The organism is Pseudoalteromonas sp. Z9A4 (assembly GCF_011378845.1).
Taxonomy (GTDB): Bacteria; Pseudomonadota; Gammaproteobacteria; order Enterobacterales; family Alteromonadaceae; genus Pseudoalteromonas; species Pseudoalteromonas arctica.
In genome coordinates this window covers 26567-38965 of sequence record NZ_WTLA01000006.1, presented here as the reverse complement: position 1 = coordinate 38965, position 12399 = coordinate 26567, and the positions used below count along the sequence as shown (strand labels likewise).

The 12399-nt window shown below is 39.5% G+C and carries 12 protein-coding genes; 3 read left to right on the top strand and 9 right to left on the bottom strand.

The features are described 5' to 3' along the window. Positions 1-87: 87 nt before the first annotated feature. The 8 genes from fliJ to GQR54_RS06525 form a co-directional block, all read right to left on the bottom strand. Entirely contained in the window at positions 88-534 is a 447-nt protein-coding gene (gene fliJ, locus GQR54_RS06560; protein ID WP_166376913.1) for a flagellar export protein FliJ, read from the bottom strand. Then, positions 534-1868 (bottom strand): flagellar protein export ATPase FliI, encoded by a 1335-nt coding sequence (gene fliI, locus GQR54_RS06555; protein ID WP_166376912.1) that lies wholly within the window; start codon positions 1866-1868, stop codon positions 534-536. Before fliI ends, fliJ begins: the two co-directional genes overlap by 1 nt. Before the next feature lie 18 nt (positions 1869-1886). Then, a complete protein-coding gene (fliH, locus tag GQR54_RS06550; RefSeq protein WP_166376911.1) occupies positions 1887-2693 on the bottom strand; it encodes a flagellar assembly protein FliH in 807 nt (268 codons plus the stop codon). A 3-nt stretch (positions 2694-2696) separates the two neighbouring features. Continuing rightward, positions 2697-3737 (bottom strand): flagellar motor switch protein FliG, encoded by a 1041-nt coding sequence (fliG, locus tag GQR54_RS06545; protein ID WP_166376910.1) that lies wholly within the window; start codon positions 3735-3737, stop codon positions 2697-2699. Further along, positions 3730-5445, bottom strand: coding sequence for a flagellar basal-body MS-ring/collar protein FliF (gene fliF / locus GQR54_RS06540; protein ID WP_166376909.1), 1716 nt, complete (start codon positions 5443-5445; stop codon positions 3730-3732). The genes fliG and fliF overlap by 8 nt, the downstream gene beginning before the upstream one ends. Before the next feature lie 20 nt (positions 5446-5465). Further along, positions 5466-5798 (bottom strand): flagellar hook-basal body complex protein FliE, encoded by a 333-nt coding sequence (gene fliE / locus GQR54_RS06535; protein ID WP_166376908.1) that lies wholly within the window; start codon positions 5796-5798, stop codon positions 5466-5468. Positions 5799-5953: 155 nt separating this feature from the next. Further along, positions 5954-7420: a sigma-54 dependent transcriptional regulator gene (locus GQR54_RS06530; RefSeq protein WP_166376907.1), complete on the bottom strand. Its 1467-nt coding sequence runs from the start codon at positions 7418-7420 to the stop codon at positions 5954-5956. Next, positions 7417-8529 carry an ATP-binding protein gene (locus tag GQR54_RS06525; protein ID WP_166376906.1) on the bottom strand — a complete coding sequence of 371 codons (1113 nt, stop codon included), beginning with the start codon at positions 8527-8529 and terminating at the stop codon, positions 7417-7419. The genes GQR54_RS06530 and GQR54_RS06525 overlap by 4 nt, the downstream gene beginning before the upstream one ends. Positions 8530-8660: 131 nt before the next feature. On the opposite strand from GQR54_RS06525, the gene GQR54_RS06520 reads away from it, so the two are divergent. Then, complete coding sequence (locus GQR54_RS06520) at positions 8661-9251, top strand: DNA-3-methyladenine glycosylase I (protein ID WP_166376905.1); 591 nt, start codon at positions 8661-8663, stop codon at positions 9249-9251. A 179-nt stretch (positions 9252-9430) separates the two neighbouring features. Here the strand turns inward: GQR54_RS06520 and GQR54_RS06515 are convergent, their stop codons facing one another. Next, entirely contained in the window at positions 9431-10867 is a 1437-nt protein-coding gene (locus tag GQR54_RS06515; protein ID WP_166376904.1) for a sigma-54-dependent Fis family transcriptional regulator, read from the bottom strand. 449 nt (positions 10868-11316) lie between these two features. On the opposite strand from GQR54_RS06515, the gene fliS reads away from it, so the two are divergent. Both fliS and GQR54_RS06505 read left to right on the top strand, forming a co-directional pair. Further along, on the top strand, positions 11317-11706 hold the full coding sequence (fliS, locus tag GQR54_RS06510) for a flagellar export chaperone FliS (protein WP_166376903.1): 390 nt from the start codon (positions 11317-11319) through the stop codon (positions 11704-11706). Between the two features lie 5 nt (positions 11707-11711). Continuing rightward, positions 11712-12023, top strand: a complete 312-nt coding sequence (locus GQR54_RS06505) for a hypothetical protein (protein ID WP_166376902.1) — start codon at positions 11712-11714, stop codon at positions 12021-12023. Positions 12024-12399: the final 376 nt, after the last annotated feature.

Below are 12399 nucleotides of genomic sequence, written 5' to 3'. Positions count from 1 at the left end.
TCACCTAATACCAATACGGCAATGTGCCACCGCATATCGCCAAAAAGTTAAATTCCACAAAGTAACATAGCAATTAACGTGCCTGAATTATAAAACTTTACGGCGCTGAAAAAATTGGTTAGCAGAAAACTCATCCAACATTTTCTGCTCATTTTTAGCCATTAATGCATTTGCTTTTAGTTTCTGATTTTCGATTAACTTAGCGATCGCTTTAGCTTTAATTTGCTGCTTAAGCCACAATGCCTTACGTTGAGTAACAACTTGTTTAGCAGTGTTTACGGTACTTGCTTGTTGGCGAATCGCTTCTTCAATTTTAGATATAAAAGCATGATATTGCCCAAACCCTGCACTGGATAAACCCGACTTACCTTTGAGATGTAATTGCTGAGAGTATTCAAGTCTAAAACTATTTAGACCTTGTAACTTTTGTTGATTGGCTTGCAAGTTTTGGTTTGCTTGCAAATAACTCATACGCAAATTTTCTTCTTTATCATTTTCAATTTTAAGTAATAAATCGAGTTTATTCTTAGCCATTATGCCTGCCCTAGTAACTGAGCAAGGCCTTGCAGGCCATCATCATAACTAATGACATCTCTCATACCTTGTTGTAAAAATGCATTTACTCTTGGCATCATGTTTATGGCTTGGTCAAGCATTTGGTCGGTACCCTTTTGATAAGCACCTAAAGTGATCATATCTTTGTTTTGCTGATACATGGAGTACACTTGCTTAAGCACTCGGGCTTGCTGCATATGCGGCTCAGAAACAACTTGAGGCATAACACGCGAAATCGACTTTTCGATATCGATTGCAGGATAGTGTCCGCTGTCGGCTAAATCACGCGATAGTACAATATGACCATCTAAAATAGCTCGCGCGGCATCAGCAATAGGGTCTTGCATATCATCGCCTTCACTTAACACCGTAAAAAAGGCAGTAATTGAACCCTGCCCTTCACCACCATTACCAGCACGTTCCACCAGCGCTGGCAATTTAGCAAACACCGAAGGCGGATAACCCTTTGTAGCCGGCGGCTCGCCAACAGCAAGTGCGATTTCACGTTGTGCCATAGCGTAACGCGTAACCGAATCGAGTAACAATAATACGTTTAAACCCTGATCTCTAAAATATTCTGCAATAGTTACGGCGCTCTCACAGCCTTTTAAACGCATAAGCGGGGATGAATCAGCAGGCGCTGCGACAACAACTGAACGTTTGCGCCCTTCTACACCGAGTATTTCTTCAATAAATTCTTTTACTTCGCGGCCACGCTCCCCCACTAAGCCAACAACAATGACATCGGCTTCGCTACCTCGGGTCATCATACCCAGTAGTACTGATTTACCCACACCAGAGCCGGCAAACAAGCCCATGCGCTGTCCTTGGCCTACTGTAATAACAGAGTTAATAGCGCGCACACCTACATCCATAGGATTAGTGATTGGTCTTCTTGAAAGCGGGTTTATAGTATTTTGTGCAAACTTTAAATGATGTTCAGCATTAATTTTACCAAGGCCATCTAGCGGGCGGCCTAAGCCATCAACCACACGTCCTAATAAACTCATACCGACAGGTAAACCTAAATTATTAACTTGAGGAATAACACGTGCACCAGGTAATACACCAGAGATATGGTCGTTAGGCATTAAGTACAAAGTTTGATCGTTAAAACCAACTATTTCAGCGTCTACAAAGCCGTTCATGGTTTCTATTTTGCATTGACTACCAACGGGCGCACGTAAACCTCTAGCCTCAAGAGTAAGGCCAACAACACGGGTTAAAATACCAGCTACAGCGGGTGCTGGGGTTTTAATATGTTGTTGATATTGAGATAAGCGTTCGCTTAATGATGCACGTTGAGTTGACATAAAACGCCAATAAAATGGTTAGATACCACTATCATGCAAAAAACTATCCAACGTTTCTTTGACACGTGTTTTAAGAGTCATATCGAGTGACGATTGTGCTGTTTTGACTTCACAGCCACCGCGTTCAAGTGTGGGTTCTGCCATTAATTGCCAATTGTTATCAATAATGGTTTGTTCTCCGTAGCTTTCTTTTATTAGCTCCAAGTCTTCTGGGTTTAAATGAATTCGCACTTTCTCTTGCTCAGCATTAAGTGAATTAATACTTTGTTTTAGAGTATGTAAAATCACATCAGGTGATGTTTTTACTTCTTGATAAATAACAGCTTCAGCTAACATGCTAGCAAGTTGTATTAATTGCTTTTCAGCTTGTTCGTCCACTTTATTTAGTGGTGCAGTTAACCCTTCTAAAATACTTTTTAAGCTTGTTAACTGCTCTTCAATTAATGGTTTTACATCATCACGGCCTTGCGTTTTCCCTTGTTCTAACCCTTCTTTGTAGCCTGCTTCTTTACCTTCACCCACGCCTTTTTCAAAACCGTCTATGTAGCCTTGTTCATGACCTTGTTTAAGGCCTTCCTCGTAAGCATCTTGCCTAATACGTTCTAGCTCAACCATGGTAAGCGCAGGAAGTTCTGGTTCTTGCGGCTCGTCAACTGGCATTTCTTCTGCTAATTCTTTTTTATACAATTCACTGAGCGGTGTTCCATAAGCTGTAGAGCGATTGCCAAAGCTATTTTCATCTGGTGCTATATCTGGAATAGCCCAGTTTTTTAATAATTCATCAGCTTCGTCAGCACGAAGTGTGCGACCTTTTAATTTGCTCATGGTTTATAAGAACTCCTCACCACCACTGCCGCCCAACTGAATTTCACCAGAGTCAGATAAACGACGTGCTGTTGATAAAATCTCTTTTTGCGCTGCTTCTACTTCACTTATACGCACTGGTGACATTGCTTCTAAATCATCAGCAATCATTTCGGCTGCACGCTTAGACATGTTGCTCAGTATTTTATCCTTAAGTGCATCGTCAGTGCCCTTAATTGCTTTCATCAATACGTCTTGCTGTACTTCGCGCAGGATTGCTTGAATACCACGGTCATCAACATCCATTAAGTTTTCAAATACAAACATAAGGTCTTGTATTTGCTGCGACATCTCTTCATCATGCTCACGAATAGAGTCCATTAACTGCCCTTCTACGTTGGTATCTAGGTAATTTAAAATATTTGCAGCAGCCTTCAAGCCACCCATTTTAGCTGCTTGTGCACCGGCCTGGCCGGCAAATTGTTTTTCCATTATTTCATTTAGTTCTTGCAGTGCTGCAGGCTGAACTTCTTCAAGGTTTGCAATACGCATAGTCAAATCTAGGCGTACTTTTTCAGGAAATTGAGAAATAATCTCAGCTGATTGCTCTGGCTCTAGATACGATAATACAATTGTTTGAATCTGAGGGTGCTCATTACGAATAATACTAGCCACCTGTTTTGAATCCATCCATTTTAATGAATCGAGACCTTTAGCGCCTGAGCCCATAACTATTTGATCAATAAGGCTCGCAGCTTTATCTTCACCAAGAGCTGCTGTAAGGGCTTTTCTAATAAAGTCTTCCGATTGAAAACCAATTGTACTAAAGCTTTGAATCTGTTCTATAAATAAATGATGCACAGCGCTTATTTTAGCTTGCGAAAGATCCTCTAATCCAGCCATCGCCATACCCACTTTTTGCACCTGTTTAGGTTCTAAGTGCTTAAGTATTTGAGCTGCATCTTCTTCCGTTAAACTCAATAACAATATAGCTGCTTTGTCGACTCCATCTAGCTTATCAACATCAAAAGCCTGCGGGAGTTTTTTTTGTTCTTGATCAGTCATCTTCTGTTAACCACGCTTTTACTACTTGTGATGAGAGTTCTGGTTCATTAGCTACTAAGGCGCGAATTGCCTTAAGTAAGTCTTCGTCGCCATGTAAATCAGGTAACTGCAGTGTACCATCACTTGAGAAACCAACCGAAGCAGAATCAAAATCTTTATTTAGCATATCAAGTGTACTATCGCCAATATCTACGCCTGAGTTTAATGCATCTTCGTCGTATTCTTCTAAAGTATCATCTGGATAAATCAGGCGTTTCAGCATTGGTTTTACTACTGCCATAATTAATACGATAATCACCAAGGCACCCAATACAAGACGGACCATTTTCATGAACCAATCTTGTTCCCACAATGGTACTTCAATATCTAAACCTGTCGCTTCACGTACAAACGGGACAGTAACAACTTCAAGTGCATCACCACGTTGCATATCAAACCCAACACCACCTTGTAATAAGCGACGAATATTTGACAATGCTTCTACTGATCGCGGAGCCATGGTTGTCTCACCGTTTTCTCCTACTTTAGGAATATAGTCTACGGCAACTGATACACTTATTCTTCGTATTACACCACTTTGCTGACGTTTGTGTGAAATAGTTGTATCGAGTTCATAATTACGCGTTGCTTCTTTATGGGTACGGCTTGGTGAAGTAGCAGTACCAGCGCCACCCTCAGTAACTGATTCAGGGATATCTGAATTAACTGGTGGCTGATTTGTCAGCGCACCAGGGATCCCAACAGCTAAACCACCAATATTATTTTCTTCGAATGTAGTTTCACTCCTAACAGCCGGTAAGTCTGGGTTATAGCGTTTTTGAGTTTCTTCAATCGCGCTAAAGTCCATACTCAAATCTACCTGTGCTGTGTAATTTGAAAGTCCAACAACCGGTATTAGAATACTGTCTATTTTTTCAAGATATTCCTGTTCGCGCTTACGCTCTAAGTCGTACTCTTTACGAGAGCGTGCTGCTAATAAGCTTTGCGAACCTGAATTTAATAAACGACCATTTTGATCGGTAACCGTTACTCGTGTAGGTTCTAAGCCTTGTACTGCAGAGGCAATCATATCAACAACGGAGTCAACTTCTTCACGATCAAGCGATCTGCCGCGTTTAAGTGTTAATACAACTGTCGCTGATGGTTTTTTCTCTCTGCGGGCAAATACATTTTCTTTAGGAATAGCTAGCAATACTTTGGCGCGAGTTATATTGTTGAGCTCTTCAATAGTGCGTGCTAATTGTTGTTCGCGGCCATGCTTTAAACGTTCACGCTCTAAGCGCTGGCTAACACCAAAACCCATATCTTGCATAATAATATCAGAGCCCGAATCTGGCCCTTGGTCTAGCCCTTCGCGAGTCATTAACAACTTAATGTTTTGATACTCACTTTCATCAACCGATACCACATTGCCATCAAGTTGATATTCAATTTTTTGCGCATCTAAAAAGTCTAGGGTTTGGATAAGTTCTTCGGTTTGCATTTTGCCTAATGGGCGCATATCTGGCTGACGAGCCCAGATAATTATAAAAATTGCGATTGCTAAACAAATGGCTAATGCAATAACCAATGTTACTTGGCGCAATACATCAACACCATTCAAGGCACTTAAATAGCCTGACTTTTGCTCTTGTTGATCATTTTCGTCTGTTTGCTCAATGCCATCACCAGCGAGTGCAAGATCTGTAGATTGATTAGATTGCGCCACAATAATTCTCCACTACCTAGTTAAACAGGCATGTTCATGATTTCTTTATATGCGTCAACAAGTTTATTACGAACTTGTACTGTGGCTTCAAAAGCAACTGATGATTTTTGAGAAGCAATCATCGCCTCTGCGAGCGATACACTTCGATCGCCCATCTCAACCGCTTTTACTTTTTGCCCAGCATCTTGCTGTAATTCATGTACTGTATTTAATGCACTACTCAGCATCTCGCCAAATTGTGAAGTAGAAGTAGATTGTACTTGAGTAGGCAATTTATTAATTTGATTATTACGGCCAGCTTCTAAAGCCATTGATTGCATTTCTTGGAATATAGCACTATTTTGAATTTTCATACTTTAGTCTCTAACGATACAGTTAACTCTTACAGTTACTAAAGCACAAACCATGCCAATTAAAATAACCTTTTAATACAGTGAGTTACTGGTTTATTTTCGAGTCAGAGTTTTGACAACCCTAAATTATAAATGTTTAATTTAGGGTTTGGAGGTTATGCAGGAAGTGAAATACCTAAGTCACGCATTTGCGCTAATTTATAACGTAGCGTTCGTGGGCTTATACCCAGAGTTTCAGCCACGTCTTTGCGCTTACCTTGGCAACGTGCAAGGGTTTCTAAAATAATGCGATGCTCTTTATCTTTAAGCTCATCTTTATAGCTACCTGTATCTGCAGATAGTAAACCTTGCTTAGGTTCAACCTCAACAGGTGATTTTTCATCGTAGTATGCAGAGCTTAACGTGCTTGTATCGACGCCTTTATCTGTATGAGTGACATCAATCTGCGATGCTATTTGCACCGGTGCCAATGAAGGCTCCATAACAAAGTTATTAGATGCTAAGTTTTCGATAAAAATAGCATGCTCGTTTATTGTGTTGCCCGTACGCAGTATAAGTGCACGTTGTATAACGTTATCAAGCTCGCGCACATTACCAGGCCATGTATGAGCCAATAGCTTTTGCTCAGCCGCTTTATCTAGATACGCCATCGGCTCTTTACTTTTACTAATATGGCGCTCAATTAAATGCTTAGCCAATACAATAATATCACCGGGGCGTTGGCACAATGGTCGCCACATCAATGGAAAAACATTAAGCCTGTAATATAAATCTTCTCTAAACTGGTTTTTAGCAACCGCTTCTTTTAAGTCACGATTACTGGTAGCCAAAATACGCACATCAAGTTGAATTGTTTTACGGCCACCTAAACGCTCTACTTCACGCTCTTGCAGTACACGCAAAAGCTTAGCTTGTAACCCTAAGTCCATCTCAGTAATTTCATCAAGTAAAATAGTACCGCTCTGCGCTTGCTCAAACTTACCCGGGCATGCTTGAATCGCGCCCGTAAAAGCCCCTTTTTCATAACCAAATAAAGTGGCTTCGAGCATATTTTCAGGAATAGCCGCGCAGTTAATCGCCACAAATGGTTCATTACAACGGCTCGACTTATCGTGAATATAACGAGCAAGTACTTCCTTACCAGAACCACTTGGGCCAAGTACCATAACACTAGCATCAGAGCGTGCCACTTTACTTGCAAGCTCTAACAATTGAATACTCGTTGGGTCAGCAACAATAGGGCCGTCAGTTTCTTTTGCTTTTTCAGGCAAATAACGGCTCACCATATTCAGCAGCACTTCAGGTGCAAATGGTTTAGCCATGTAGTCAATTGCACCTAGGCGCATGGCCTCTACAGCATCGTCAATTGTGGCGTACGCCGTCATCATCAATACCGGTAAATCAGGATGGTTTAATTTAATACTACGTAATAGATCAAGCCCACTCATTGCGCCCATTTGCACGTCGCTTACAACAAGCGAAAATTGATCTTTTTTAAGCAATAACATTGCTTGCTCAGCGCTATTGGCAGCAACACATTCAATACCCGACATTTCAAGGGTATCTATTAAAGCCTCACGTAAACCTGCGTCATCTTCGACAACTAAAATAGTGTTACTCATGATGATTCCTCTAGTTTAGATGTTGACTTAATAGGCAGTAACAAGCTAAAGCAGGCACCACCATGTGCATTATTAGTTACCTCAACACGGCCTTGGTGTGCGTTAGCCACCGAACTTACTACAGCAAGCCCTAAGCCTGTACCTTGAATTTTAGTAGTAAAAAATGGTTCGAAAATCTTATCGCCTTGGCTTAAATCAACACCTGGTCCATTATCGCTCACGCTAATACAAACCATATCTAAATTTTTTAAATCTCTTTGTGCACTTATTTTTACTTTTGCACCACTGCCGATAACTTGAATACTGTTATGCACAAGGTTTTGAATAGCACTAGCTAATGCTGTTTTATTACCAACTATTTGTATATCTGGTTCAGGTAAGCTTATATCCAGCTCACTTTCATTGAGCGCTACCATCGCATCAGCGCCCGCTTTAACTTCAGTCAACAGCTGCTGCATTGAAACTTGCTCTACAACTTGCTGCTCACCACTTTTTGCAAATAACAGCATATCATTTACTTGAGTTTCCAAATCTTTCAAGCGAGACATTAGTTTTGTTTGAAAGTTATCGCGAGATGCTTCCGGTAAGCGTTTAGAACCTAAATTAGCCGCGTAAAGCATAGCGGCTGAGAGCGGCGTACGTACTTGATGTGCCAACGAGGCAACCATTTTCCCAAGCGCACTCAATCGCTGCATATGCGCAACCCGCTTTTGTAAACGGCGGGTTTCGGTCAAATCAGTCATTAAAATAAGTTGCCCAGGCTCTGGTGCTAAAGCAGTAATATCTAGCTTTATTAAGCGTCCGTCTTTTAAAGACACTTCGTGGCCATCATCTTGATGCGGCCTAAAAGAGCGCTGAATAACATTAAACCAGCGTTCGCCTTCAAGTGGTTCACCAAGCATATCAATCGCTATTTGATTCGCTTTAGCAATTAATCCCTTGCCATCAAGTACAACCACACCTGCGGGCATAGTATCAACTAAATGCGAAAGCCAACTTGCTTGCTTACGCAGATCGCTTAATTCACCAATGTACTCCTCTTGGAGTAAACATGGGTTATACTGATTTGCAGAAAAAAACTGTGGTTTTAGCACGCTTGCAAGAGCCATAATCAAATCTCAAATTGATGTAGATACATGTCTAAATGCACGATTTATACCAAAATTTATTTCATATTTTTCATCATGTTACATCAATAATTTGAGCGACATAAAAATGACGCTCGCTAAAAGGAATAATAATGAGTGAGAAAATAAAGTGCCGCTGTCCATGGCTCGATACGAGTAAACCCGACTACGTTATTTACCATGATGAGGAGTGGGGTGTGCCCCTGTATGAGGATACAAAGCTGTTTGAATTTATCACGCTTGAATCTGCGCAAGCAGGTTTAAGCTGGTACACAATTTTAAAAAAACGCAGTGGTTATAAAAAAGCATTTGCTAATTTTAATATAAATAAAGTGGCACAATTCACGCAAGATGACGTGGAAAGATTAATGCTTGATGAGAACATTGTGCGCAATCGCTTAAAAATTGCTGCAACCGTTAACAACGCAAAATGCTTTATAGAAATACAAAAAGAATTTGGAAGCTTTAGTAACTACCAATGGCAGTTTGTGGGCAATAAGCCCCTTATAAGTAATTTAAATAACGTTGAGGACTATCCAGCAATTACAGAGGCATCAACCGCATTTGCTAAAGATTTAAAAAAACGGGGTTTTAAGTTTTTAGGCCCTACAACGGTTTACGCTCATATGCAGGCCTGCGGTATGGTTAACGATCACAGTAATGATTGTTTTAGAAAAGAAGAAATTATTAAGACATTTAGTTAGTCAGTGGGTAAGTGATTAAAAGCTACGCTTTTCACGTGAGCAAGCTCAACGTCTACCGCCAAGGTTTAGATTTTAGGTTATCTTGTAGACGCGAAGCTTGCGTGACGGGCAAAGCCCGTAAGGTAGTTGCTCATTAATGAATAATAAATAACGAAAAGCATTTCACCATTTTCGTACTTCTAATCTCTTGAAAGATTATATTTTTTCATTTTTTCGACTAACGTAGTTCTGCGTACTCCTAATATTTCTGCAGCGCGAGCAACAATATAGTCGTAACGTTCTAGCGCTTGCGTTATTAAGCTTATTTCAAGTTCAGCTAAGTAATCTTTAAGTTCAATACCATCATCAGGTAAAACCCCGCTACCTGCTTGGCTAAAATCAGCTTCAGGTTCACTCTCATAATCACTAAACCCCGAGCTAAAAATATCGTTAAAGGCATCTTTTTCCATTAACTCTTCAGGGTATTGAGGCTCGTATGCCTCAACCTCAATATAACGGTATTTATCAGGTAAATCGGGGATATCAACCACTTTTTCAGGAAACATAATAACCATACGTTCCACTAAATTTGCAAGCTCACGAATATTACCCGGCCAACTATGCTCTTTTAAACTTTCAACAGCGCGTTCAGTAAACTTAGCGGTTGAGCCACTTTGCTCATTAACGCGGCGCATTAACTCTTTTAATAATAACGGTATGTCATCAGCACGCTGAGAAAGAGACGGGCTCTCAATAGGAAATACATTTAAACGATAGTATAAATCTTCGCGAAACGTGCCTTGCTCTATCATAGATTCGAGGTTGCGATGAGTCGCTGCAATAATGCGCACGTCGGCTTGAATTGCCTTTGTACCACCCACACGCTCATAGCTGCGCTCTTGTAATACGCGAAGCAGTTTAACTTGCATTTGCAGTGGCATATCGCCTATTTCATCCAAAAATAGCGTACCACCCTGAGCCAGTTCAAACCGCCCTTTACGAGCAGAAATAGCACCAGTAAATGCACCTTTTTCATGGCCAAATAATTCACTTTCGAGCAACTCACCAGGAATAGCACCACAGTTTACGGGTACAAAAGGCCCCTTAAGACGTTTTGACAATAAGTGTACGTTACGTGCGACTACCTCCTTCCCGGTACCCGACTCACCTAAAATGAGCACATTCGCATCAGTTTTAGCTACTTGCTCAATTAAAAAACGTAAATCTTTAACTGCGGTTGTTTCACCCACAAGGCCATCAAAAGTATTATGCGGTTTATTATGTTTATGCTCATTGGGAAGCATTCGCTGATATTGCTGGCAATCATGTAACAACTGAGTTGTTATATCGTGGCTAAATGGTTCACACACTAAGCCAACAACATTAGCAATACTTAGTAAGGGTTTGAGTGTTTCGCCTATTAATAAAAAAGGAAACGTAGGGTAGCGCTTTATTAAACTTTCATGATCAAGTGATTGCAAAGCACCTAAAATTATAATGCATTCTTTATTTTGGTACTTACTAAATGCTTGTTCAAAATCAGCTTCGGTATGTAATTGCACCGCTTCACCAATAAAAGTAAGTGAGGCATATAATCCTATCGAGCGATTATTATTATTATCTAAAATTAAGATCATTTTTAGCGGCCATTTATTTCACTAATTTATTCTGTTAACCAAATTGTAATCCAGTTGAAATTGTATGCAAGCACTAGTGGCGACTTTTTGACATTAACGCCAAAAAACAGACACTTTAAAATAAATTCCAATACTTTCAGACTACTTCTACAATACAAAATTTATGCTTCACCACCAAATAGTAGTAACAAATAAGCATATAAACTTTTATGGAGCTAACATATGGGGCTAACATATATTCACTTTTTACGATAAGGTTTAACTCTTGGTAGATACCTAGTCCTTAGGTATTTTGTGATTTAGGTTAAGTCTGTAATGTGTAAGACTATGCAAATAGTAAATATACTTAAAGATATAGCTACTTTTGCCGATATAGAGTAGTTAGTTTATATTTTGGAACTAAACTTGCTTAAATTGCTAGATATATTATTAAACTTTTAGGATTAGACATGGCCCATGCATCAATAAATAAATATCGCCAAATAACCGTTAGTAGCGTAAAGGAAATGACGCCATATGAACAAGTTAAACTTGTTTTTGTAAATATCATCGGTAAGTTATCTGCTGCAAAAGGATTTGTTGAACGAAAAGAGTTAGCCAAGAAGGGAGTTGCTATCTCTGATTGCATTACTTTACTGGGTGCTCTACAACAGGTATTAAACTTTGAGAATGATAACGAGATTTCATCTAATCTTGATGCTTTGTACGATTACTGCCAGCGTAATTTATTAGTCGCTAATTTAGAAAATGATATACAAAAGATCGATGAAGTTATTCTTTTAATTAAAGAAATTAAGTCAGGTTGGGAAGAAATTCCTTTCGATCAAAGAGCTCTGTAGTAACTATGTCTTTTACCACAGTAACCGCTGTTCATATTTCCGATAGCGAAACACGCAGGCAGTGCAACGAGCTTTTACTTTTAGCTGATTCAGATATAGATCAAGCGCTAAATGCGCATCACACATTAAACAGCTACTTAAAAAAATCACTTACTGAAGATAAAAACTTTTACTCAGCTGACGAACTTAAATTTTTAATTGATCTTATCCAGCAACTTTCTAATAAGATAGAAAGTGAAAAGCGGCATATAGCGACTAAAATAATCAGTAAGCAAAAAAGTAAAAATGCAGTAAAAAAGTATAAATCTCATTTTTAAAAATGCCTTTAGTTAACTTACATATCCACTTTATTTTAGTAATACGGCACTTTTACAATACTCCCACTACGTAAATTTGCTTAACGCATAACAAATCAGTCAAATATAAACTTTGGCTGATTTGTTATCGCTTAGAATTAAATCTTCACCGCCAACTGCATAGTCTAAATAATCTACGTCTCATTATTACGATATGAAGCAAGCTATCTAGATAATGTTATACATTTGAGTTATATCAACTCAGTTAATTAAGTAGTCAATCTTGAGGTAAGAAAACTGCGTCGATAACAAGGCAAGAATCTCGTTATTTAGTTGCTCTATATCAGAAATTTCTAACGCAGTTAGCGCCCGGTCAATCCCCCTAATTGATTAAGTA